The sequence below is a fragment of the Pseudomonas sp. R3-57 genome (assembly GCF_051132065.1).
GTDB lineage: Bacteria > Pseudomonadota > Gammaproteobacteria > Pseudomonadales > Pseudomonadaceae > Aquipseudomonas.
Genome location: NZ_CP071655.1, coordinates 3,203,934 through 3,228,294, shown reverse-complemented (window position 1 = coordinate 3,228,294; position 24,361 = coordinate 3,203,934). Strand labels below are relative to the sequence as shown.

Annotated in this window: 17 protein-coding genes; 5 read left to right on the top strand and 12 right to left on the bottom strand. The window is 57.9% G+C overall.

The features are described from left to right. Positions 1-159 precede the first annotated feature (159 nt). The 10 genes from J3P93_RS14530 to J3P93_RS14485 form a co-directional block, all read right to left on the bottom strand. Positions 160-1,632 (bottom strand): mannitol dehydrogenase family protein, encoded by a 1,473-nt coding sequence (locus J3P93_RS14530; RefSeq protein WP_434588983.1) that lies wholly within the window; start codon positions 1,630-1,632, stop codon positions 160-162. A gap of 15 nt (positions 1,633-1,647) precedes the next feature. Next, positions 1,648-2,751: an ABC transporter ATP-binding protein gene (locus J3P93_RS14525; protein ID WP_434588981.1), complete on the bottom strand. Its 1,104-nt coding sequence runs from the start codon at positions 2,749-2,751 to the stop codon at positions 1,648-1,650. 163 nt (positions 2,752-2,914) lie between these two features. Then, positions 2,915-3,745, bottom strand: coding sequence for a carbohydrate ABC transporter permease (locus J3P93_RS14520; RefSeq protein WP_090283315.1), 831 nt, complete (start codon positions 3,743-3,745; stop codon positions 2,915-2,917). Between the two features lie 8 nt (positions 3,746-3,753). Continuing rightward, a complete protein-coding gene (locus J3P93_RS14515) occupies positions 3,754-4,680 on the bottom strand; it encodes a carbohydrate ABC transporter permease (RefSeq protein WP_203417866.1) in 927 nt (308 codons plus the stop codon). 171 nt (positions 4,681-4,851) lie between these two features. After that, complete coding sequence (locus J3P93_RS14510) at positions 4,852-6,162, bottom strand: ABC transporter substrate-binding protein (protein WP_434588978.1); 1,311 nt, start codon at positions 6,160-6,162, stop codon at positions 4,852-4,854. Positions 6,163-6,506: 344 nt separating this feature from the next. Continuing rightward, on the bottom strand, positions 6,507-7,412 hold the full coding sequence (locus J3P93_RS14505) for an AraC family transcriptional regulator (protein ID WP_332763056.1): 906 nt from the start codon (positions 7,410-7,412) through the stop codon (positions 6,507-6,509). Between the two features lie 88 nt (positions 7,413-7,500). Continuing rightward, positions 7,501-8,364 (bottom strand): phospholipase, encoded by an 864-nt coding sequence (locus J3P93_RS14500; RefSeq protein WP_434588975.1) that lies wholly within the window; start codon positions 8,362-8,364, stop codon positions 7,501-7,503. Positions 8,365-8,481: 117 nt separating this feature from the next. After that, positions 8,482-9,792, bottom strand: coding sequence for a glycosyltransferase (locus J3P93_RS14495; RefSeq protein ID WP_434588973.1), 1,311 nt, complete (start codon positions 9,790-9,792; stop codon positions 8,482-8,484). A gap of 87 nt (positions 9,793-9,879) precedes the next feature. Continuing rightward, the gene (locus tag J3P93_RS14490; RefSeq protein WP_434588971.1) at positions 9,880-13,797 is read right to left on the bottom strand and encodes a hypothetical protein; all 3,918 of its coding nucleotides are present in this window, start codon (positions 13,795-13,797) and stop codon (positions 9,880-9,882) included. Positions 13,798-13,976: 179 nt separating this feature from the next. After that, entirely contained in the window at positions 13,977-14,336 is a 360-nt protein-coding gene (locus tag J3P93_RS14485; RefSeq protein WP_434588969.1) for a response regulator, read from the bottom strand. 261 nt (positions 14,337-14,597) lie between these two features. Between J3P93_RS14485 and J3P93_RS14480 the strand changes: the two genes are divergently transcribed. The 5 genes from J3P93_RS14480 to J3P93_RS14460 are packed head-to-tail and all read left to right on the top strand — an operon-like array spanning position 14,598 to position 21,142. After that, a complete protein-coding gene (locus J3P93_RS14480; RefSeq protein WP_434588967.1) occupies positions 14,598-18,089 on the top strand; it encodes a response regulator in 3,492 nt (1,163 codons plus the stop codon). Then, entirely contained in the window at positions 18,089-18,922 is an 834-nt protein-coding gene (locus J3P93_RS14475) for a CheR family methyltransferase (RefSeq protein WP_090283324.1), read from the top strand. Before J3P93_RS14480 ends, J3P93_RS14475 begins: the two co-directional genes overlap by 1 nt. Further along, a complete protein-coding gene (locus tag J3P93_RS14470; RefSeq protein WP_434588964.1) occupies positions 18,919-19,512 on the top strand; it encodes a chemotaxis protein CheB in 594 nt (197 codons plus the stop codon). The genes J3P93_RS14475 and J3P93_RS14470 overlap by 4 nt, the downstream gene beginning before the upstream one ends. Next, on the top strand, positions 19,506-20,720 hold the full coding sequence (locus tag J3P93_RS14465; RefSeq protein ID WP_434588962.1) for a hybrid sensor histidine kinase/response regulator: 1,215 nt from the start codon (positions 19,506-19,508) through the stop codon (positions 20,718-20,720). The genes J3P93_RS14470 and J3P93_RS14465 overlap by 7 nt, the downstream gene beginning before the upstream one ends. A 44-nt stretch (positions 20,721-20,764) precedes the next feature. Further along, on the top strand, positions 20,765-21,142 hold the full coding sequence (locus J3P93_RS14460; RefSeq protein WP_007963558.1) for a response regulator: 378 nt from the start codon (positions 20,765-20,767) through the stop codon (positions 21,140-21,142). 36 nt (positions 21,143-21,178) lie between these two features. Here the strand turns inward: J3P93_RS14460 and J3P93_RS14455 are convergent, their stop codons facing one another. After that, positions 21,179-22,849: an ATP-binding protein gene (locus J3P93_RS14455; RefSeq protein ID WP_434588959.1), complete on the bottom strand. Its 1,671-nt coding sequence runs from the start codon at positions 22,847-22,849 to the stop codon at positions 21,179-21,181. Further along, the gene (locus J3P93_RS14450) at positions 22,846-24,348 is read right to left on the bottom strand and encodes an ATPase domain-containing protein (protein ID WP_434588957.1); all 1,503 of its coding nucleotides are present in this window, start codon (positions 24,346-24,348) and stop codon (positions 22,846-22,848) included. The genes J3P93_RS14455 and J3P93_RS14450 overlap by 4 nt, the downstream gene beginning before the upstream one ends. Positions 24,349-24,361 lie beyond the last annotated feature (13 nt).

Below are 24,361 nucleotides of genomic sequence, written 5' to 3'. Positions count from 1 at the left end.
GCGTCCGCTGTTCGCTCTTTGGTGGGACGCAGAGCGTCCCGAGCTGCATTCCCACGCAGAGCGTGGGAACGATCAGTCATGTTTCAAGTTGGCGTATGCCTCGCAGCCACCACGGTCAGTTCCCTCTCCCTTTGGGAGAGGGTTAGGGTGAGGGGCTTTTCAGGCGAGCACCCGTTCCAGCGTTCGCGTCACACCGTCCTCGCGCAAGCTGTTGTAGCACCACTCGAACGCCGCCACAAACTCCGCCGATTTCGGGATCGCCGCGCCAAAAATCTCCTCGACCCCCAGCAACCGCTCAGTGATCAACTTATCGTCCATCACCAACGCCTGACAAAACGCCGCCCGTGGATCAGGAATCGTGTACGTATCGCCATTCTCATCAACACCTTTCAGATACAACGCCCAGGCCGCCACCACCAGCGCCGCGCGCCGGGTCTCGCGGCCGTCGGCGATCAGTCGATTGATCGTCGGGATGGTGAACTTGGGAAACTTCGACGAGCCGTCCGAACACACCCGTTCCAATTGATCGGCAATCGCCTGATTGGAAAACCGCGCGACCAGCGTGTCCTTGTAATCGCTCAGGTCGATGCCCGGCACGGGCGCCAGTTGCGGGGTCACGTCGAGGTCCATGTAGGCGCGCATGTAGCGCACGAACAGCGGATCGTTCATGGTCTCGTGAACGAAGCGATAGCCCTTGAGAAAACCAAGATAGGTGAGCGCCAGGTGACTGCCGTTGAGCAGCTTGATCTTCATTTCTTCATAGGGCGAAACGTCGTCGGTAAACTGCACGCCGACCTTCTCCCACGCCGGACGGCCATTCACGAACTTGTCTTCGAGCACCCATTGCACAAACGGCTCGCAGACCACCGGCCAGGCATCGTCGACGGCGTGTTTGTCGGCCAGTTGCAGGCGATGCGCGGTGCTGGTCATTGGCGTGATCCGGTCGACCATTGCGTTGGGGAAGCTGACATTGGCCTCGATCCAACTGCACAGATCGCTGTTGCGCAGCGTGGCAAATGCGAGCAGCGCCTTGCGCGTCACTGCGCCGTTGTGCGGCAGGTTATCGCAGGACATCACGGTAAACGCCGGAATCCCCGCCGCCCGGCGTTTTTCCAGGGCTGCACAGAGAAAGCCGAACACGGTTTTCGGTGCCTGTGAATGAGCCAGGTCATGCTGGATCTGCGGCAGGTGCGCCATGAATTCGCCGTTGCTGTCGTCGATGCAATAGCCGCCCTCGGTGATGGTCAGCGAAACGATGCGGATCTGCGGATCGGCGAGTTTGTCGATCAATGCCTGAGCGCCATCCTCGGCCAGCAGCATGTCGCGGATGGCGCCGATCACTCGTACTTCGGTGTCATCGCTGTCACCGAGTTCGAACAGGGTGAACAGGTAATCCTGTTCCTTGAGATCGTCTCGGGCGCGGCGGTCTTCGGTGCGCAGGCCGACACCGCAGATCGCCCAATCAACGGCTTCGCCGCTGTTCATCAAGGCGTCCGTGTAGTACGCCTGATGCGCGCGATGGAAGCCGCCGACGCCAATGTGCGCAATGCCGTGGCGGGTATCGCTGAGGCGATAGGCCGGCAGTTGCACTTCAGCGGCGAGACGGTTGAGGTTCTGTTGGTTGAGTTTCATCGGATAGTCTCGAAATCAGGCCGCGGCACGCAGCGGGCGGGTCAACGCCACGCCCTCGGCATCGAATAAATGGCAGTGGGCGGCGTCCAGGTGCAGGTTCAGCTGTTCGCCATAACGGCTGGCGAGATCACCGCGCACGCGCATGGTCAGGGCTTCGCCGGCGTTGGTGGTGACGTGGCAGAAGGTGTCGCTGCCCAAGCGTTCGCTGACGTCGGCAACCACTGCCAGGCTGCAATCGCCCGGTTGCGCCAGTTCCAGATGCTCCGGGCGGATGCCCAAAGTCACCGCACTGCCAACGCTGAGGCTGGCGGCGTTGAACGGCAGGTTGATGCGCGTGCCGGCATCCAGCGCGACTTCGCAGCTCTGCGCATCGACGCGGGCAATCTTGCCCTTGAGGAACCCCATCTTAGGCGTGCCGAGAAAACCGGCGACAAACAGGTTGGCCGGGTTGTGATACAGGTCCAGCGGTGAGCCGACCTGTTCGATCCGGCCACCGTTGAGCACCACGACCTTGTCGGCCATGGTCATCGCTTCGACCTGATCGTGGGTCACGTAAATCATCGTCGCTTGCAGGTCTTTGTGCAGGCGCAGCAGTTCCAGGCGCATCTGCACGCGCAGCGCGGCGTCAAGGTTGGACAGCGGTTCATCGAAAAGAAAAATTTTTGGGTTGCGCACGATGGCGCGGCCGATCGCCACGCGTTGACGCTGGCCACCGGAGAGCTGTTTCGGCTTGCGCTCAAGCATCGGGCCAAGCTCAAGGATCCGCGCCGCTTCGCCGACTTTCTTCTCGACTTCGGCTTTCGCCACGCCGGCCAGATCGAGGGCGAACGACATGTTCTTCTTCACGGTCATGTGCGGGTACAGCGCGTACGTCTGGAACACCATCGCCAAGTCACGCTTGGCCGGGCTGACTTCGGTGATGTCGCGCCCATCGAGTTCGATGGTGCCGTCGCTGACTTCCTCCAGACCCGCAATCAAACGCAGCAGGGTGGACTTGCCGCAGCCCGACGGACCGACGAAGACCACGAATTCCTTGTCGTTCACTTCAAGGTCGATGCCCTTGATGATGGAAAAGCCTTCGAAGCCTTTTTGCAGATTCTTGATTTTCAGGTTGGCCATGAGATGGGCCTCCATGGTTTTTATTCTGTTAAGCCGGACGCGCTTTTCTGTAGGCCTTCGCCTGCTCGCGATAGCGGAGTGTCATTCAACAATGATGTCGACTGACATGGCCTCATCGCGAGCAGGCGAAGGCCTACAGGGGAATATGTTGGGTTCGGGATATTCATTTCACGGCACCGAACGAGAGGCCGCGCACCAGTTGTTTCTGGCTGATCCAGCCGAAGATCAGGATCGGCGCACAGGCCAGCGTCGACACGGCCGACAACTTGGCCCAGAACAAACCTTCGGGGCTGGAATACGAGGCGATCAGTGCGGTCAGCGGTGCGGCTTTCGACGAGGTCAGGTTCAGCGACCAGAACGCCTCGTTCCAGCACAGGATCAGCGACAGCAACACGGTCGAGGCGAGGCCGCCCTTGGCGATCGGCAGCAGTACGCGAACCATCTCTTGCCACAGCGTGGCACCGTCGAGGCGGGCGGCTTCGAGGATGTCTTTGGGGATGTCCTTGAAGTAGGTGTAAACCATCCAGACCACGATTGGCAGGTTGATCAGCGTGTAGATCACGATCAGCGCTATACGCGTATCGAGCAAACCGAAGCTTTTCGCCAGCAGATAGATCGGCATCAGCACGCCCACGGGCGGCAGCATCTTGGTCGAGAGCATCCACAGCAGCGTGCCTTTGGTGCGCTGGGTTTCGTAGAACGCCATCGAGTACGCCGCCGGCACCGCGATCAGCAGGCACAGGGCCGTAGCGCTGAAGGAAATCACCACCGAGTTCCAGGCGAAGCTGAAGTAGTCGCTGCGCTCGTTGATGTGCAGGTAGTTCTCCAGCGTAGGCATGAAGATGAACTGCGGCGGTGTGGCGAACGCGTCGATTTCGGTCTTGAAGCTGGTCATCACCATCCACAGGATCGGAAAGAAAATCACGATCGCGATGGCCCAGGCCAAAGTGCCGAGCAACAGGCTTTGCAAGCGGCGGGATTGTTGGAGAGTCATGGCGGGCCTCAGGCTTTGTCAGTCAGGTTTTTGCCGATCATTCGCACCAGAATGATCGCCGCGATGTTGGCAATGACCACCGCAATCAAGCCGCCCGCCGAGGCCATGCCGACGTCGAACTGCACTAGCGCCTGGTTGTAGATCAGGTAGGCGAGGTTGGTCGAGGCGTAACCGGGGCCACCGTTGGTGGTGGTGAAAATCTCGGCGAACACCGACAGCAGGAAGATCGTTTCGATCATCACCACGACGGCAATCGGCCGCGCCAGATGCGGCAAGGTCAGATGCCAGAAAATCGCGATCGGGCCAGCGCCGTCCAGTCGCGCTGCTTCTTTCTGTTCCTGATCCAGCGACTGCATGGCGGTCATCAGAATCAGGATCGCGAAGGGCAGCCATTGCCACGAGACAATGATGATGATTGACAGCAAGGGGTAGTGGGCAAGCCAGTCCACCGGTTGTGCGCCGAACAGTTTCCAGATGTACGCGAGGATTCCCGACACCGGATGGAAAATCAGGTTCTTCCAGATCAGCGCGCCGACCGTGGGCATGATGAAGAACGGCGAGATCAGCATGACCCGCACCAGACCGCGGCCGAGAAACTCGCTTGCCTCCAGCAGCGCGCTGATCAGCACGCCGAACACCACACTGATCAGCAACACGCTGCCGACCAGCAACAACGTATTGGTGGCGCCGGGCATGAAGCCCGAGTCGGTCAGAAAGTACGTGAAGTTCTCCAGCCCGACGAATTCGTTTTCGCCGGGGTAGAGCAGGTTGTAACGGATCATCGAGAAGTACAGCGTCATGCCCAATGGCACGATCATCCACAGCAGCAACAGGGCCACCGATGGACTGACCAGAAACCAGCCAGGATTGCGCACGCGCAGTTTGCGCTGGGGTGGCGCCAGTTCGATGTGGGCTTTGGCAGTTGAAGTATTCATGGCAATCACAACCCAATGGGTGCAGATAAATTCAGGAAAAACCAGCATTCCTGACATCGACGCGGACCCTGTGGGAGCGGGCTTGCCCGCGATGGCGATGGAGAGGACGACATCAATGTTGAATGTGCCGGCCGCATCGCTGGCAAGCCAGCTCCCACAGGTTTAGAGGTGTTACTTGGGATAACCGGCGCGCTTCATCTCGCGTTCGGTGGTCTGCTGCGCCGCAGTCAGGGCTTGATCCACCGTGGTCTGGCCGATCAGCGCCGCCGAGAACAACTTGCCGACCTGAGTGCCCACCGCCTGGAATTCAGGAATGGTCACCAACTGAATGCCGATATAAGGCACCGGTTTCAGTGTCGGTTTGCTCGGGTCTGCGGCCTTCAGTGATTCCAGCGTGACCTTGGCGAACGGCGCGGCGCTCATGTAGGCGTCGCTGTAGGTCGAGGCACGAGTGCCGGGCGGTACGTTGGCGATGCCATCGGTTTTCGCCACCAGCTCACCGTATTCTTTGGAAGTGGCCCAGGCGCTGAATTGCTTGGCGGCGTCCTTGGCTTTGGAGCTGGTCGGAATCGCCAGCGCCCACGAATACAGCCAGGCCGAACCTTTGTCAGTGACCTGATGCGGAGCGAAGGTGAAGCCGACATGCTCGGCAACTTTGCTTTGCGTTTTATCCGTCACGAAAGAACCGGCTACGCTGGCGTCCACCCAGATTGCGCACTTGCCGCTGTTGAACAGCGCGAGGTTTTCGTTGAAACCGTTGCTGGACGCGCCCGGCGGGCCGGATTTTTTCATGGTGTTGACGTAGAAGTTCAGCGCGTTTTTCCATTCTGGACCGCTGAATTCCGGTTTCCATTGCTCATCGAACCAGCGCGCGCCATAGGCATTGGCCACGGTGGTGATCAGCGCCATGTTTTCACCCCACCCAGCCTTGCCGCGCAGGCAGATGCCGTACTGCTCTTTTTCCTTGTTGGTGAGCTTCTCAGCGAACCCGGCGATCTCTTCCCAGGTTGGTCGCTCGGGCATCGTCAGCCCGGCGTCCTTGAACAGGTCGGTGCGGTAATAGGTGATCGAGCTTTCGGCGTAGAACGGCAGTGCATACAGCGAACCTTTCACTGACAAGCCTTCGCGGACCGAAGGAAATACATCGTCAAGGGCATAACTGGCCGGCAGATCCTTCATCGGCTCCAGCCAACCCTTGGCGCCCCACAGTGCGGCTTCGTACATGCCGATTGTCAACACATCGAACTGACCGCCCTGGGTGGCGATGTCGGTGGTCAGGCGCTGACGCAGCACGTTTTCTTCGAGCACGACCCAGTTGAGCGTGATGTCCGGGTGCTCGCTCTCGAAAGTTTTCGAGAGTTTCTGCATGCGGATCATGTCGCTGTTGTTGACGGTGGCGATGGTCAGGGTCTGGGCGCCAAGGCTGACGCTGCTCAGGGTCATGCAGGTGAGGGCAAGCAGAGCTTTTGCAGTGGGTTGCATCGTGCACTCCTTTTCTGCACCCGGCGGGTGGCAGAAGGACGGTTATTGTTTTTGTGTCTTCCGACGACAGGAAGAATCTGCGCTGATTACAGCCTTCAATCGGCGCAGTGACAAATCATCCCTAGCACTTTTATCGATACTTTTTTGCACTGGGGTTTGCAGGCGTTAACGCAGGGAAGGGGTTTGCAGCGAGGAAGGAGTATATTGAATCTGTACAGGTTTCCAGGCGTTGCACAGTCCCTGTAGGCCTTCGCCTGCTCGCGATAGCGGTGTGTCATTCAACAATGATGTCGACTGACATGGCCTCATCGCGAGCAGGCGAAGGCCTACAAAGGATTGTGTTGTCAGAGATGGTTCTGCTCAGTCAGCCGCTGCACGGCGAGCCGTCGATAATGCGATGGCGTCATGCCCTTGAGCTGTTGAAAACGCCGATTGAAATTGGAAATATTGTTGAAGCCGGACTCGAAACACACCTCAGTCACCGGTTTGTCACCGTCGGCCAGCAATTCGCAGGACTTGCTGATGCGCAGGCGATTTACGAACTCGATGAAGTTGCGTCCGGTGGCCTGTTTGAATACGCGGCTGAAATAAGTCGGGGTCATGCCCAGATGCTCGGCAACTTCTTCCAGCGAGATATCCCGAGCGTAGTGGCTGAAAATGTAATCGACCGCGCGGTTGGTGCGGTCGATGTTGTGCTCGTCGGCCAGTTGCGGCGTGGTTGCGCCCGACAACAACAGGAAGTCATCACTCGCCGCGAGCAGTTCCATCAGAATGAAAAAATGCCCGAGACGGGTAATGCCGGTGGAGTCGGCGATACGCTGCATCAGGGTCATGGCCTGGCGAATGGTGCGCTTGCAGCGAAACTCGATGCCGTATTGCGCGCGCTCGAGTAGCGGTGCCAGGGTTTTCAACTCGGCGAATACCTGATGGCCGCTTTCGAACAATTCATCGGTAAAGTTGACCAGCATGTCGCGCTTTTCCACCACTTCGTCTTCAGCGACCTGGCTGATCCAGTTGTGTGGCAGGTTGGGGCCGGTCAGGAATAGCGTTTCCGGATAGAAGTTGCCGATGTAGTCGCCAATGAACACCTTGCCGGAACTGGCGACGATCAAGTGCAGTTCGTATTCCTTGTGGAAGTGCCAACGCACCAGCGGGCAGGGGAAGCCGTGCTGGCGGTAGATGATGGACAAGCCGTTATGGTCGTCCATCAACTCGTAAGAGGGGTCGGTGACGCGAGCGGTTCGGGTCATGGCGCGCTTCTTGTTGTTGATCGCTTGCCGATGATGCCTCGTTTATCAAGCGTAGCGCCAGTTCCCGTTGGCCATGTGGTCCCGGTGTTTATGCGGACTTCTCACTGGCTTTCTGCAAATTGGCCGTCAGGCAAAAGCGCACCAGATTCGAATTCTTTATAAAGTCGAAATTGATGATGTGGCATTTCTTCGCCCAGTCCGATTGGCTAGGATCGAACCAGTTGTCGAGCGCATCCAGAATCCGTTGCGGACCACCCGCAGAGTAACTGGTCGCCGACAAGGACCATGGGCGCAGCCGGCTGATGGGAGCACTTAGCACACTGGTAATGTAATCTCGCAGCTCGCTTGCGCTGACCAGCTGTTTGCCGACCCATTTGTGATCGATCGTGCGCTGGAAACGATGGTCGTCGGTTGCCCAGGTCATTGGAGCGGCCACCATGATGCGTTGCAGCGGACTGATTGCCTTAAGTTCTCCCAAGGTCAGATAAAGATTCTGCGCGGGGATCATCCGGTCACCGAGATGCTCCAGCATGAATGCCTTGAACTGCGCATGATCGAATTCCTTTTTGCCATTGGCGAGTTCATGAAAGTCCAGAATGATGAATTCATCTCGACTTCTTTCATAAAAAGCTTTTATGTCACGCACCAGATCTTCAAGTGTGCGAGAGGAACGGTAGCCATTATGCTGAAAACGGAATTGCGCCAGGCCTTGGGCTTCAGGGATAAATTCAAGTCGAACATCAAGTGCGCGGGCGCCGCGACTCAGTTGTGAATAGAACGAGACGTCCTGACAGGCCAGCCAGTTTTTTCCGGGTATCAGTGCATAAGCTGCATCCCAGTCACAACCGGCGTTATGCGCGCCCGGCAGCGTCAGTTCAAAAAGCGAAAGATTGTCAATTTGCGGCGCGTCGGCCATCCATTGATAAGATTGAAAGTTCTCGATACTGTCCATGTAATACATCCTGCGTGGATTGTTTAGTTGATAGAAAAGCGCGCGCAGGATGTTTATAACGGCTCAATGTTGTTTGGCCAACATGGCTTTTAATGCAAGTCGTGTAGATATTCCCTCTTACGTGTCAGTGGTTTCTTGAGGGAGACGGTTTTTAGCTTCAATCCACTGCGCCATGTACTGAGTGCTTTTATGCGAGTGATGTCGCAACATGCTGCCGGTGAAGTTTGTAACTCTTAGTTGTTCGAGGTTTGCCTGGCAATAACGGAGTTTTTCGATCAGCGCCGGACCGTGCACTGACTGTGAGTAGCGCTCGGTCAACAGGGCGTAACCTGCCGAGCGGGCCTGCTGCCACTGCGTCTCATCGTTGTAAAGCGCGACAGCGCGATTAGCGAAATCGACTGCGCTGCGGGTGACTGCACCTGGCCACGCATGCTTGCCATGCATACCTTCGGCGCCCACCGGCGTGGTGACGCTGGGCGTGCCGCAGAGCATGGCGTCGACCAGTTTGCCCTTGATGCCGGCGCCAAAACGCAACGGCGCGAGGCAGACCCGCGCGGCAGACATGACCTGCAGCGCATCTTCGGCCCAGTTCATGATGTGAAAGCCTTCCCTTGCGTTGTGCAGCGCGGTGGCTTTCGGCGGCGTATAAGCGCCATAAATATGCAGTTGTGCCTGCGGCAATTGCTGGCGAATCAGCGGCCAGATCGTGGTTTTCAGCCACAGCACCGCATCCCAGTTGGGCGCGTGGCGGAAGTTGCCGATGCTCAGAAAGTTCGCCCGTCCGGCCATGGCGGCCGGTTCGACAACAGGCGGATCGATCATCAGCGGACACCAGTGCAACAACTGCGCAGGCACGCCGAATTGTTCGATCAGCAATTGAATCTCGACTTCGGAAATCATCAGGTTCAGATCACAACGATACAACGCTGCGATCTCGCGCTTGGCCAGATCGGTCTCGGCCATCAGCGCGAACTCGTCGGTGAGGGCAGGCGCGAATACATCGCTGAAATCATTCTGCTCAGGATTGCGCTTGAGGCGATCCTTCAGCCTTTGATGGCGCGCATGCCGCAGGCTTTGCAGGTCCGAAGTTTCCAGCACGCGCAGCGCTTGCGGGCAGTGCTTTTCCACGCGCCAGCCAAACTGCTCCTCCATCATGAACTGGTCGAACAGGACAATATCCGGCGCCAGTTCGCTGATGAACGTATCGAAGCTGCTGTTGTTGAGTTCGATCGGCACTTCACGAATGCCGAGCGCAGCCAGATCAGCCTTGTGCTCGCCAGGGCCGGCCGGACTGCTGAAAGTGATATCCCAGCCTTGCTGCAGGAAGGTTTCGAGAATCTGCATGACATGGCCGCTGGCTGCCGAAGAGCGTGGTTCAGGCCAGACGTAGCCGATAACCAGAACGTTGGTGTTACGCGAGTGTGTCATGCAGAAATCCTGAAACTAAGGCAGAAAAAGGGCGCAATTAAACCACAGGGGATGGGGTGGTATGCGCCCCTGTTCAAGCCATCCAGATCAAGGATGCGGTGGTGCTTTGGAAAGACTGAGCAAAACCGGGCCTTCAATGAATTTGCCATCGGTGGCTTTTTTCAATGCGTTCTCAATGGTTCTGACGTTGAATCCAAGTGTCGCAGGGCGGGTCTTGTGCTGGTCAAGCAACGCCACTGCGAGTAGATAAGACTCTGCGTTGATCAAGGCCGGATGATCTCGCAGCAGCTTGGGTAGCTTGCCCTTGATTTGATGAAATTCCTCATAGCCTGGGCGCCACGCCAAAGCATGATGCGGATTGTACAAGTTCGCTGGGTCGGCTTTGTGAGCATCGCGGGCGAACTCCAACAGCCCGACGGCGTCGAACTCGGCGTGATACAAATCCGGGTACGTTTTTCCGTAATACATATCGATTGTGTCTGCCGCACCGTGTGACATCTCATGAACAATAACATCACCGATGCTGGCATCGTCATATCTGCTTATCTTGTAATACTCGTCCAGGTTATCTGGATAGATGGCCAGAAACCTTGTGGCGGCCCTGTCTATCTTCACACCGTTATAGTAACCGTCTTTCCAGCGTTTATAGGTCATGGGCAGCATCGCTGCCAGTGTTCCAGGTTCATGTGCGCGAAAAACCATGTTTGACATTGCCACCGAATCCAGATCACCGCGCATCGAGCGTAAGTTTCGGCTGAGAACGTCAATCGCTTCAGAGGAATCTGTGCCGAAGACATGCTTCAAAACGGCGCGTATATCGTCGTTATAGTTCGCTTCCGTCAGCGCCGTGAGCGAGTTGTCCAGTTTGGTTTTAGCGTGTGGAATGGCTTTTTTCAGGTAGCCGCGGGTATAGCTGTGCGGTTTGCTGCGACCGAAGAGGCGCTTGAGGGGGGCAAAGTTTCCCAAGTCGAGTATTTTCAGTCGAGGCCCCCATGCTCCGCCTACTTTGAGGTTGAGAGCATGCCACTCCTTGTTGCGCTCAAGCACCGCGATATCGATGGCCTGGCCAACGCTGTCCGCCCGGTGCCATGTGGCTTGCCGCAGATCATCGAGCCGCTCGAACTTGATCAGGTTGTAGGCGTCCGCTCCTCCAACCAGTTTACGTAACTGCGCACTGGCGGCCCTGGCGGAATCGAAGCCGTGCTGACCGAGAAACACGATGCCGCGTCCGGCCAGCCTGACCCCCTTGCGAGCCAGCGTGGGCAGTCCGTCAATAGGGTTGATCAGCGACACCGCGGCTCGCGCCACGGCCTTGGAGATCTTCAATAATTTCAGGGTTGTCGAGCCGGTTTTGGCGATGACGCTCGCCGCCGAAGCCCCCAGCCCCACCAGCAGACCGATGATCGACAAGCCGTCGAGAATACAGCCGCCGATGCCTTCGGAAACCCGGTCAGTACGCCCCGACCCAATGTCTTCGACACATTGCTTGAAAGGCACGATAACGTTGATCAACAGGGTTTCAACGGTTTCTCTGGTTTTACGCAACTTCTGCAAGTCGGTCTGCGTATTGAGGGCGTCATAGAGTTCGTCGCGGCGCGCGACAGGGTGTTCAGTCAGGATGCACTCAGCGATCTCATCGACCTGGCGAGAGAAGAACAGCGTCACCGGCTTGACGTCGGTCGCGTCGAGGTTCAACTGCCAAAGTTTTTCTACGACGACATTTGATGTGATGTCAGTGCGCGGTTCACTGCCGTCGCGATAAGCGGCGAAGTCCAAAGGCCAGTCTCGCGCCGGGTTCTTGGGCTGGAAATCGTGGGCGCCTCCCGTAAACGAAAGCGTCGGGCGGTCGTGAATGATTCCGCTGTTTTGCAACATGGCGGCAAGTTCGGGACGTTCACGACACACACCGCGCAAGGTGAACAGTTCATAGGCGCGGATCTTCTTGTCGCTTTTGCAGCACAGAATAATGCCGTAGCGTCCTTTCGCCTCGTCGCGGGCAACCTGGGTTTCTTCTTTCGGATTCAGCGGATTGACCGATGTCCTCACGGTGTACAGCGTCATGTTGCTATGGGTCAGCGCTCGCCGATGTTCTTCAGACAGGTTGCAAATGGCCAGTTTGATCAGCGACGACAGGCCTTTGCGTACGCCTTGGTAGTAGCGTTCGAATGCCTGATCGAACAACTCACCCGGCGATTCAAGTTCATTGATCCGCGCAAACGCGCCCTTGGGCGGTTTGAAATCGCTCTGGCTCTTGAATTGCTTCGACAATTGCCCCTGTTCAATAAGGTCACCGGACAGGTAAAGATCGAGAATCGACAGGCGCAGCCGCAACAAGCCGTCCGCCGCGTAGTCACTGTAGTCATTATCTACGGCGAGAATGTTCCAGAGTTCGCCGAGAAAGGCTGTTGGGTGAGCAGTTTTGAGACCGTCCAGCCAACTGCGCTCGCCGAAGCTGCTCAGATAAGTGAGCTGGAAGGCCTTCTGTTGTAGATAAGCGCCGTCCGGCATCACCTTTCTCAGCGCTTGCAAGGCAATGCGCGCGCGGTCTGGAGGAACGGAGGACAACGCGGTCTCGGACTGACCAAGCGCTTCCATGTAGCGATTGAAACAGGTCGCGGCTTTGATCAGTGTGGCCTGGTCGTAGTCTTTTTTGCTTCGATAATCGATTACGCCGTTGAGCACCGCCCAATTGAGCATCGGGATGACCCCGGCTATATCATGTAACTCGGTTTGTTCCGGCGAGACCGGCGCCAGTTCCGAGAACGCTTTGATTTGCGCAAACGTCATCAGGCGCGAAGAACCTGGCGATGCCAGTTCGACCAACGCGACAGCTTGCGCAATGGATACCCAGCCGGGCTTTTCCAATGTCAGTCCGGCAGGAATATCCAGCAATAGAAACTCGGGGGCGCTTGTCGCCAGCAACATGTGTGCGGCGAGCGGCGCATAGTCCGATTCAATCAGGCCACTGCTTACCAAATGTTGCTCGAACGCTTCACGCACGTGCGTTGCATGCTGCGTTGCGCTGGTCGGCTGATACAAGTCGAAGCCGGCGATTACCGACGAACCGGACGGCTCGACAATATCGATGATCAACGCGGCGGCGAGCATTTCGCTGAGCTGGCGGCTGCGTACCGACCCGTCATCGGCAGACAAGCTCCACTGGAGTCGCTGATGCAATGTTGTACCGTGCGATTTGGCGATCGGCTTGCTTAGAAAGTTTTCAATGAACTTGTCGGCGCTAGCCCGTTTGTCCGCCGGCGGTACCAGCTTGAAGTTATCGAATGCAAGTTTGCGTAAGAGACTGGTTTTTCCGAGCGTAAGCTCATGTCCCAGTTGATTGACAAGTAATCGGTCTGTTGCCGATAGATGAAACGGCGATTTCTCATTCGCGCTCAACAGTTCATGGTAATCGCCGAGTGCGGGAGAGGCGGGCAGTTCGAATTCGAGCCAGGCGATCAGGTGTCTGGTCTCGGCAACGGTGTGCGCGACTGTCAAGCCTTCAAAGGTCAACCATTGCTCAATGCCGATAAGCTCGCCCGAATACACGTAGCCCCCGGTCTCGAGGGCAAGCTCGGCGAGCATGGCCACGTCTTCCAGCAGCGTTCCGCCAGAATCAGTAGTGATCGGAATGTTGGATCGATAAGACCCGATGACTACAAACAAATTGGCTTTGGTATCCACACCCAGTTGCACATCGGCAGGGTAGGAATGTTTGCGTAACAGGGCGGCAAAGACCTCACTTTCGCTGATCTTGCGCAACGCATTGCGGGCAGGGTCATAAGCGTTGTCAAACGTACTGCCGACGACCCGCGGTACAAACCGGTCGCGCACATCGAAAAACGTATCGAGGGGTTTAGAGGCACTTGCCGAATAATCGCCGAACGCGGTTGTGGCGTCCGTTTGTGCGATGGCTTGAACGAGCGCCCTGGCAATCAAAGCTTTTTCTTGTTTGTCTTCAACGGAACGGTCGACGATTACACTGGCGTCGGCTGGCAGGGACTGCATAGTATCTATCCTTGATGTTTATTTGAGGTTATTGATCAACGCGATAATGAAAGCGCAGACCATAGAATCCACTCAGAATAAACACAGGGAAGTGCATGACGGCAGTGTTAGTTGATTACTGCTTGTTTGACGATGTGACTACTTGCGTCCGGTAAATTGAACTCACGCTACTGGGTTGCTTATTTAAGGATGTCTTTGACTTTGTCACGAAGTTGATCGATGGAAAAAGGCTTGCCAATCATGTGCATGCCTTGCGGAACATCAACGGTCTCGGCATATCCACTGGCGAATAGCACCGGAAGTGTCGGGCGCAACGCACGCGCTTGCAGGGCTAGCTCTTTGCCGTCGATATCGGGGAGGCCGACATCGGTCATCATCAAATCAATTGACTGGCCGCCGTCTCTGAGCTTTTCCAGGGCCTGCTCGCCACCATCAGCTTCCACGACCTTGTACTCCAGCTCCTCCAGCACATCCACAATAAGCATGCGCACGATGGCGTCGTCTTCAACGACAAGGATGGTGGATTGGGTGGCAGACATGGCAGGGCTCTCAAAAAAACGGGGGGGACACCGGTCGATCGGAATCACCGGACTCTTGCATGAGTAAATGGCGCATAGCCACAAGTTCCCGGCTTGATACAAAAAAAGCGCGGGGCAGCGGGGCGGCGACAGGATAGCGGTTGGCGCCGTCCGCGTGCAGGGGGATGTAGGAAATTGCCATCAAAAGCGTGAGAAAAATGGATCCAGACCGGGGTTTTCGGGCAAACTCCACGTTTTTCAACAGTTCGACAAGGCTGCCTCATGTCCTCTCCGTCTTCGGTTGATGAACAACGGTTTCGCAAACTCCTGATTCGCAACATCAGCCTGCCCCTGGGCGTTGGCGCCCTGAGCGCCGTGTTCTTCGTGGCGCTGATCACCTATCTGTTGTCGGTCATCCAGTGGGTGGAGCACACCGACCGGGTGATCAATAACGCCAACGAAGCGGTGAAACTCACCGTTGACCTGGAAACCGGCATGCGTGGCTACCTGCTCAGCGGTGACGAGCATTTCCTCGACCCGTACGAGACCGCCAAGCCGCGCATCGCCGTGGCGCTCAATACCCTGCTTGAGCTGACCGCCGACAACCCGGTGCAGACGGATCGTTTGCGCCGCCTGCAGGCGTTACAGGTGGAGTGGGCCAATTACGCGCAATCGATGATCGATCTGCAGCGCAGCAGCGGCGATTATCGCGGCGCGGTCAAGGCCGGGCGCGGCAAGCGCCTGACCGACGAAATCCGCAAGCAGTTCGAAGACGTCATCGAGACCGAGCAGGTATTGCGCGCCACGCGTAATGAAGAAGTGCGACGTACCACGATCTGGAGCATCAGCCTTTACCTGCTGTTCATCGGCGTGATCAGCGGTTTGCTGGCGTATGTCGGTCGCCGTGATCTGGTCAATCTTTCGCAGAGCTATAGCGCGACTTTGGCGGCCCAAGAGGCCAGTGCCGAGCGTCTGGAGAAACAGGCGTGGTTGCGCAACGGCCAGACACAATTGGCCGAGCAAGTGTTGGGGCAACTGACGCTGAATCTGTTGGGGCGCAATATTCTGCAATTCTGCGCGCAGTATCTGGGCAGCGCCGTGGCCGCGTTGTACGTGCGCGAAGAGCACGGCGGACTGAAACGCGTGGCCACTTACGGGTTTTCCCGCGAACAGGAAGAACAGGAACAAGCGATCTTCAGTGGCGAAGGCATCGTTGGCCAAGTGGCGCAACAGGCGCGGCTGATTCGTCTGGATTCGGTGCCGAGCGACTACTTCAAAGTCAGCTCCGGCCTCGGTGAAGGCTTGCCGCACAGTGTGCTTGTGGTGCCGACCAGCGACGACGAGCGCGTCAATGGCGTGATCGAACTGGGCTTCCTGCGCCCGCTGAACCAGCGCGACATCGAATTGCTGGAACTGATTGCCGGCAACATCGGCACATCGATCGAAGCGGCGCGTTACCGTCAGCGCCTGCAGGAAGTCCTTGCCGAAACCCAGCAGCTCAATGAAGAGTTGCAAGTTCAGCAGGAAGAATTGAAAACCGCCAACGAAGAGCTGGAAGAACAGTCGCGGATTCTCAAGGAATCCCAGGCGCACCTGGAAACCCAGCAGGTCGAACTGGAGCAGACCAACGAGCAGCTTGCCGAACAGGCGCAAACCCTGGCCGAGCAACGCGATGCCATGGACCAGAAGAACACCGAGCTTAATCAGGCCCAGGTGCAACTGGAAGAACGCGCCGAAGAGTTGCAGCGTTCAAGCAAATACAAGTCCGAATTCCTCGCGAACATGTCCCACGAACTGCGCACGCCGTTGAACAGCTCGCTGATTCTGGCCAAGTTGCTCGCGGAGAACCCGCAGGAAAACCTCAGCGCCGAACAGGTCAAGTTTGCCGAGTCGATCTATTCCGCCGGCAACGACTTGCTCAACCTGATCAACGATATTCTCGACATCTCCAAGGTCGAGGCGGGCAAACTCGAAGTGTTGCCCGAGAACACCAGCGTCGCGCGTCTGGCCGAAGGCCTGCGCAACATGTTCGAGCCACTGGCGACAGACAAACAGTTAGCCTTCACTGTCGACCTGCAGCCGGGCGCGCCGGCCATGTTGTACACCGACCGCCAGCGTCTGGAGCAGGTGATCAAGAACCTGCTGTCGAACGCATTGAAGTTCACCGAAAAGGGTTCGGTGAGCTTGACCATCGCCGGTCAACCCGACGACCGTATTGCATTCATCGTTCGCGATTCGGGCATCGGTATTGCGCCCGACCAGCAGGAAAGCATTTTCGAAGCGTTCCGCCAGGCTGATGGCACCACCAACCGCAAATACGGCGGCACCGGTCTGGGCTTGTCGATTTCTCGGGATCTGGCGACCTTGCTCGGCGGCTCGATCAGCGTCAGCAGCACGCCGGGGCAGGGCAGTGTGTTCACGCTGCTGCTGCCAACTCAATACAGCGAGTCTGCTGAAGTGGCCTCGGCGCCGTTGACCTTCACGCCGCCTGCGCCCGCAACGCCCGCAGCGCCGGCATTGAACGTGTCACCGCTGGCCCCGGTGCACATTCCGCGTTTCGCCGATGACCGTGACAAGGCACCGTTCAACACACGCTGCATTCTGGTGGTGGAAGACGAACCGAACTTCGCCCATATCCTCTATGACCTTGCGCACGAGCTGGGCTATCAATGCCTGGTCGCCCACGGTGCCGACGAAGGCTACGACCTGGCCAAAGAGTTCGTCCCGGATGCGATCCTGCTCGACATGCGCCTGCCAGATCACTCCGGCCTGACCGTGCTGCAGCGCCTCAAGGAACATGCCGGCACCCGGCACATCCCGGTGCACGTGATTTCCGTCGAGGACCGTGTCGAAGCCGCAATGCACATGGGCGCCATCGGCTATGCGGTCAAACCGACCACCCGCGAAGAGCTCAAAGACGTGTTCGCCCGTCTCGAAGCCAAGCTGACGCAAAAGGTCAAGCGCGTGCTGCTGGTCGAGGATGATGATCTGCAACGCGAAAGCATCGCGCGGCTAATCGGCGACGAAGACATCGAGATCACCGCGGTGGGCCTGGCCCAGGACGCGCTGGAGCTGCTGCGCACGACGATCTACGACTGCATGGTCATCGATCTGAAGTTGCCGGACATGCTCGGCAATGACCTGCTCAAGCGCATGTCCACCGAGGACATCTGCTCGTTTCCGCCGGTGATTGTCTACACCGGGCGCAACCTGACCCGCGACGAAGAATCCGAGCTGCGCAAATATTCGCGCTCGATCATCATCAAGGGCGCACGCTCGCCGGAGCGCTTGCTCGATGAGGTCACACTCTTTCTGCACAAAGTCGAATCGCAGTTGTCCCATGAACGGCAGAAGATGCTCAAGACCGCACGCAGCCGCGACAAAGTCTTCGAGGGCCGCAAGGTGCTGTTGGTGGACGATGATGTGCGCAACATTTTCGCCCTGACCAGCGCCCTGGAGACCAAAGGCGCAGTCGTGGTGATCGGCCGTAACGGTCGTGAAGCGATTGAGAAACTCAACGAAGTCGAGGACATCGATCTGGTGTTGATGGACGTGATGATGCCGGAAATGGACGGTTTCGAAGCCACCATTGAAATCCGCAAGGATCCGCGCTGGCGCAAGCTGCCGATCATTGCGGTCACGGCCAAGGCGATGAAGGACGATCAGGAGCGCTGCCTGCAAGCGGGCGCCAATGATTACCTGGCCAAACCCATCGACCTGGATCGTCTGTTCTCGCTGATTCGTGTGTGGTTACCGAAGATGGAACGCATTTAGTGGAACGCAGTACACCCGCCGAACGAAACAGCGAAATTGAGCTGCGCCTGTTGATCGAGGCGATTTATCTCAAGTACAGCTACGATTTTCGCGATTACTCCGGCGCTTCGATCAAGCGCCGGGTGCACCACGCGTTGAGCCAGTTCGAGTGCGCGACGATTTCAGCGTTGCAGGAAAAGGTTCTGCACGACCCGACGGCGTTCATGCAGCTTTTGCAGCTGCTGACGATTCCGGTCAGCGAGATGTTTCGCGACCCGTCGCACTTTCTCGCCATCCGCAACGAAGTGGTGCCGCTGTTGCGCACCTATCCGTCGTTGAAAATCTGGATCGCCGGGTGCAGCACGGGCGAGGAAGTCTACTCGATGGCGATTCTGCTGCGCGAAGAAGGCCTGCTCGATCGCACGATCATCTACGCGACTGACATCAATCCGCGCTCGCTGGACAAGGCCAAGCAGGGGATTTTCTCGATGGAGAACGTCCGCGCCTATACGGCCAATTACCAACAGGCCGGCGGTCAGCGTTCGTTCGCCGACTACTACACGGCGGCCTATGGCTACGCGATTTTTGACAAGACCCTGTGCGAAAACGTGACGTTTGCCGATCACAGCCTGGCCACCGACAGCGTATTCTCCGAAACCCACTTGATTTCCTGCCGCAACGTGCTGATCTATTTCAACAAGAAGCTCCAGGATCGGGCCTTCGGGCTGTTTCATGAATCGCTGTGTCACCGCGGCTTTCTGGTGCTGGGCAGCAAAGAGACGCTGGATTTTTCCAACTATGCCAACCGGTTCGAAGGGCTGGTGAAGCAAGAACGGATTTACCGCAAAACATGAACGAAGCGGCGGTTTTGCCTCGCGTCGAGGCCGTTGTAGTCGGAGCGTCTGCCGGTGGCGTCGAGGCGCTGCTGAGCCTGCTTGGGCCGCTGCGTCGTGGCTTCAGATTGCCGATCATTGTGGTGTTGCACTTACCCGAAGAGCGCCGTAGCCAATTGGCCGAAGTCTTCGCCCGGCGCCTGCAGATGCCGGTGGTCGAGGCTGCCGACAAGCAGGATATCGAAGCCGGCACGGTGTATTTCGCCACGCCCGGTTATCACCTGTCGATTGAAATGGACCGCAGCTTTTCCTTGAGTCAGGAAGACCGTTTGCACCATTCGCGGCCCTCGATCGATTTTCTTTTCGAGTCCGCCGCCGACGTCTACGGGCCCACGCTGGTCGCTGTTTTGCTGACCGGTGCCAATCACGATGGCGCGCGCGGGCTGGCCTACGTCAAGCGCTGCGGCGGTTTGACCATTGTCCAGGACCCCAACGAAGCACAGGTCGCCACCATGCCTCAGGCTGCAATGAACATTCGGCAGCCGGATCATGTCCTACCCATTCACGACATCAGCGGTCTGCTTGTCGAGCTGGAACGAATCGCATGCTAAGTAACATCCAAGCCAAACTGCTGATCGTCGACGATCTGCCGGAGAATCTGCTGGCACTCGAAGCGCTGATCAAGCGCGAAGACCGCACGGTCTACAAAGCCCTGTCAGCGGACGAGGCGTTGTCGTTGCTGCTGCAGCACGAGTTCGCCATGGCCATTCTCGATGTGCAGATGCCAGGCATGAATGGCTTCGAACTCGCCGAATTGATGCGCGGCACCGAGAAAACCAAGAACATCCCGATCATCTTCGTCAGCGCCGCCGGCCGCGAATTGAACTACGCGTTCAAAGGCTACGAGAGCGGGGCGGTGGACTTTCTGCACAAACCGCTGGATATCCATGCGGTGAAAAGCAAGGTCAACGTGTTCGTCGATCTGTATCGCCAAAGCAAAGCCCTCAAGCAACAGCTCGAAGCGCTGGAACAGGCCCGTCGCGAGCAGGAAGCGTTGCTGCAGCAACTGCAAAGCATTCAGGCGGACCTCGAGCAGGCCGTGCGCATGCGCGATGACTTCATGTCGATCGTCGCCCACGAAGTGCGCACGCCGCTCAACGGCCTGATTCTCGAAACCCAGCTGCGCAAGATGCACCTGGCCCGCGACAACGCGTCGGCGTTCACCCTCGACAAGATGCACGCGATGGTCGATCGCGATGAGCGGCAGATCAAAAGCCTGATTCGCCTGATTGAAGACATGCTCGACGTGTCGCGCATTCGTACCGGCAAGTTGTCGATCCGCCCGAGCCGTTTCGATCTGGTGCAACTGGTGAGCAATCTGTTGCAGAACTTCGCGCAGCAGATCGAGGCCGCAGAGACCGAAGTGTCGTTGACCGTATTCGGCCCCGTGGAAGGTCACTGGGACGAGTTCCGCATCGAGCAAGTGGTGTCGAACCTGCTGACCAACGCCCTGCGTTATGGCGGCCGCAGCCCGATCCAGGTGCGCGTCTATCGTGAGGGCGATGAAGCGCGGATCGAAGTCCAGGACCACGGCATCGGCATCAGCAAAGAAAACCAGAAGCGTATTTTCCAACAGTTCGAACGGGTTTCCGCCAAGACGGTAGTGGCCGGGCTCGGGCTGGGTCTGTTCATTTCCGAGCAGATCGTCGCCGCCCATGGCGGCTCCATCGTCGTCGAAAGTGAAATCAACGAAGGCGCCCTGTTTCGCGTTTGTCTGCCAATCCAGGAAAACGGCATATCCGACGCAACCTCTGATTGACCGTACGGTCGTATCAGCAGCTATTGACCGAACAAAGGCTTCCCATGAGCGTAGATGCACAAGATGTAGTACTCGTCGTCGAAGACGAACCGGTTATCTTGATGGTCCTGACGGATTACTTGTCAGGGCAGGGCTATCGCGTGTTGCAGGCGGAAAACGGAGAGCAGGCGTTCGAGATTCTGGCGAGCAAGCCGCACCTGGACATGCTGATCACCGACTTTCGCTTGCCGGGCGGGATTTCCGGCGTGCAGATCGCCGAACCGGCGGTGAAATTGCGCCCGGATCTGAAAGTAATCTTCATCAGTGGTTATCCGCAGGAAATCCGCGAGACCGGCAGCCCGATCACGCAAAAGGCGCCGATCCTGGAAAAGCCCTTCGACCTTGATGTATTGCAGGAAAAGATTCAGGAATTGCTGGCCTGACTGCCTGGCCCGCTTGTGCGGGCCGTGGATTGCCAGTCAGTTCTTGATCATCTCGCGCACCTTGGCGGTGAGCAGATCGAAGGTGAACGGCTTGGTGATCATCTGCATGCCAGAGTCCAGGAACCCGCCGCGCACGGCGGCATGCTCGGCGTAACCGGTGATGAACAGCACCTTCAGGCCGGGCCGATATTGGCGACCGACCTCCGCCAGTTGCCGGCCGTTCATGCCCGGCAATCCGACGTCGCTGACCAGCAAGTCGATGCGCTGCGTCGAATTGAGAATCGGCAATGCGGTATCGGCGTCGCCAGCCTCTACGTAGGCATAACCCAACTCACTGAGCACCGCACAGACCAGTACGCGCACCGCTGGATCATCCTCGACGATCAGCACGGTTTCGCCTTCCAGCGCATCCGGAGAATGCTCAACGTTGGGGTCGTCAACGACCAGTTCTTCACCGCGAAAACGCGGCAGGTAAAGTTTGACCGTGGTGCCCTGATCGATTTCGCTGTCGATCGAAACATGGCCGCGCGACTGTTTACTGAACCCGTAAATCATCGACAGGCCCAGACCTGTGCCCTGGCCGATCGGTTTGGTGGTGAAGAAAGGATCGAATGCGCGGCTGATGACACTTTGCGGCATGCCGCAGCCGTTATCGGTGACGCTGAGCATCACGTAGTCACCGGGCTCGAGATTGCTGTAGGCCTCGGTGAAATCGCGATGCAGCACCTGATTGCTGGTCTCGACCACCAGCTTGCCACCGTCGGGCATGGCGTCACGGGCGTTGATCACCAGGTTGAGCAGGGCGCTTTCCAGTTGATTGGGGTCGGCTTCGGCGACCCAGAGGTTTTCATCCAGGCGCATCTCCAGCTGAATGCTTTCATTGAGGCTGCGCTGCAACAGCTCACCCATCGACAGCACCAGGGTGTTCATCTGTACGGCTTTGGAGTCCAGCGACTGGCGACGTGAAAACGCCAGCAGACGATGGGTCAGGCCGGCGGCGCGGTTGGCTGAGGTCACGCCCAGATCGATCAGGCTGTCGAGGTCTTCAGTGCGCCCACGGGCCAGGCGCCGACGGATCAATTCGAGGCTGCCGATGATCCCGGTGAGCATGTTATTGAAGTCGTGCGCGATGCCGCCGGTGAGCTGGCCGACCGCTTCCATTTTCTGCGACTGGCGCAACGCTTCTTCGTTGTGACGAAGCTGCGCGGTGCGCTCTTCGACCTGTTGCTCAAGGGTTTCCAGGGTCGATTGCAGGCGCCGTTCGCTTTCGCTCAGGTCGATCAGGCGATCACGCGCTTCATATTGTCGTCGCCGCCCGCGCAGTGCGGCCGAAACCATACTGACCAGGGTGACAGGATGAAAAGGGCGCTCGAGAAAAGTGACATTACCGAGCAGATCGCTCAGGCGCGACGAGGGCCCCTGTTCCTGATCGCCGTGGTGGGTCAGCAGAATGATCGGCAGATCCGACCACGCCGGTTGCTGTTCCAGCCAGGCGAACAGCGTTTCCATTTCCGGCCCGCGCAAGGCTTCGGCGGCGACCAGTAACAAGCCTGCGCCCAGTTCGAGCTGCGTACACAACTCACCGAGGGCAGGGGTCACGACGCCACCGTAACCGGCCTCATTGAGAATCTTCAGCGCAATCTGACTGTCGCGACCCAGGGGCGCCAGAATCAGCGCCCGTTCGGCCAGTGGCACCTCGAGATTCACAAGCTGTCTTCCTGAAGCAGCGGATTGTTCGCGCCGAGGTAAGTGGGGACGCCACGCAGCACGCCCTGAAAGGCTTCCAGCGGTTCACCGATGGTCATGCCGCCCTTCGAAATACGGAATTCACGAATGGTCGATTCGTGGCTGCCCGTGCGTTTCTTGATGATGGAGATCGCGCGGCGGACTTTGCCCAGCGCTTCGAAATACCGCAGCAGCACCACGGTGTCAGCCAGATAGGTGATGTCGACCGGCGCTTGCATGTCACCGACCAGGCCATGCTGGGCGACCGTCATGAACGTCGCTGCGCCTTTACGATTGAGGTACAGCAATAATTCGTGCATGTGCAGGACCAGCGCGTTCTCTTCCGGCATCGCGGCCTGGTAACCGTTGATGCTGTCGATCACCACGGTCTTGATTTCGCCTTCATCGACGCAACGGCGCACGCGATGGGAAAACTCGCCCGGCGACAGTTCGGCGGCGTCGACTTGCTCGATCAGCAAATTGCCGGTGGCCTGCAGCTCCTTGAGATTGATACCGATGTTCTTCATGCGCTCGAATAGCAGGCCCAGCTCTTCGTCGAAGATGAACAGCGCAGCTTTTTCGCCGCGACGCACAGCCGCTGCGGCGAAGATCATCGAAATCAGCGACTTGCCGGTACCGGCAGGACCGAGGATCAGCGTGCTGGAACCGGTCTCGATGCCACCGCCAAGCAGTGCATCCATTTGCTCGATGCCGCTGGACAGTTGCAACCGCGCATACTCGCCGCGATGCTCCGCCGCCACTAGCCGCGGGAACACATGCACGCCATCACCCATAATGGTGAAGTCGTGAAAACCGCCGCGATACTTCTGCCCGCGATACTTGACCACGCGCACGCGTCGACGCTCTGCACCGTAGGCGGGCGTCAGTTCCTCGAGGCGGATCACCCCGTGCGCAACGCTGTGCACGGTTTTATCAAGGGATTCGGTGGTGAGATCGTCCAGCAGCACCACCGTCGCGTTATAGCGGACGAAGTAATGTTTGATCGCCAGAATCTGCCGGCGATAGCGCAGAGAGCTTTGCGCCAGCAAGCGGATCTCGGACAGGCTGTCGAGCACCACACGAGTCGGCTTGAAACGCTCGACCGCTTCGAAAATCTGCTTGGTGGCTTCGCCCAGCTCCAGATCGGAGGAATACAGCAGGCTCTGCTGGTGTTCAGCATTAAGCAGGCTTTCCGGCGGCGTCAGCTCGAAGATTTCGATGTTCTCGTCGAGCGTCCAGCCGTGGGACAGCGCGCCTTGGCGCAGTTCGCGCTCGGTTTCCGAGAGCGTGATGTACAACGAGCGCTCGCCGGCTTTCGCGCCGGCCAGGAGAAAATGCAAAGCGACCGTGGTTTTGCCGGTTCCGGGTTCACCCTCCAGCAGAAACACATGCCCGCGAGACAAGCCACCGGCCAGGATGTCATCCAGACCCGCAATGCCGGTAGCGGCTTTCGCACTGATCAACTCGTTAGAAGTAGACAAATAATGTCCTCTC

Excerpts from the sequence above, each read along its gene's own strand:
- J3P93_RS14520 (WP_090283315.1), bottom strand. The coding sequence starts at position 3,745 with ATGACTCTCCAACAATCCCGCCGCTTGCAAAGCCTGTTGCTCGGCACT.
- J3P93_RS14460 (WP_007963558.1), top strand. The coding sequence starts at position 20,765 with ATGAGCGTAGATGCACAAGATGTAGTACTCGTCGTCGAAGACGAACCG.
- J3P93_RS14530 (WP_434588983.1), bottom strand. The coding sequence starts at position 1,632 with ATGAAACTCAACCAACAGAACCTCAACCGTCTCGCCGCTGAAGTGCAA.
- J3P93_RS14515 (WP_203417866.1), bottom strand. The coding sequence starts at position 4,680 with ATGAATACTTCAACTGCCAAAGCCCACATCGAACTGGCGCCACCCCAG.
- J3P93_RS14510 (WP_434588978.1), bottom strand. The coding sequence starts at position 6,162 with ATGCAACCCACTGCAAAAGCTCTGCTTGCCCTCACCTGCATGACCCTG.
- J3P93_RS14485 (WP_434588969.1), bottom strand. The coding sequence starts at position 14,336 with ATGTCTGCCACCCAATCCACCATCCTTGTCGTTGAAGACGACGCCATC.
- J3P93_RS14470 (WP_434588964.1), top strand. The coding sequence starts at position 18,919 with ATGAACGAAGCGGCGGTTTTGCCTCGCGTCGAGGCCGTTGTAGTCGGA.
- J3P93_RS14500 (WP_434588975.1), bottom strand. The coding sequence starts at position 8,364 with ATGGACAGTATCGAGAACTTTCAATCTTATCAATGGATGGCCGACGCG.
- J3P93_RS14505 (WP_332763056.1), bottom strand. The coding sequence starts at position 7,412 with ATGACCCGAACCGCTCGCGTCACCGACCCCTCTTACGAGTTGATGGAC.
- J3P93_RS14495 (WP_434588973.1), bottom strand. The coding sequence starts at position 9,792 with ATGACACACTCGCGTAACACCAACGTTCTGGTTATCGGCTACGTCTGG.
- J3P93_RS14480 (WP_434588967.1), top strand. The coding sequence starts at position 14,598 with ATGTCCTCTCCGTCTTCGGTTGATGAACAACGGTTTCGCAAACTCCTG.
- J3P93_RS14525 (WP_434588981.1), bottom strand. The coding sequence starts at position 2,751 with ATGGCCAACCTGAAAATCAAGAATCTGCAAAAAGGCTTCGAAGGCTTT.
- J3P93_RS14465 (WP_434588962.1), top strand. The coding sequence starts at position 19,506 with ATGCTAAGTAACATCCAAGCCAAACTGCTGATCGTCGACGATCTGCCG.
- J3P93_RS14490 (WP_434588971.1), bottom strand. The coding sequence starts at position 13,797 with ATGCAGTCCCTGCCAGCCGACGCCAGTGTAATCGTCGACCGTTCCGTT.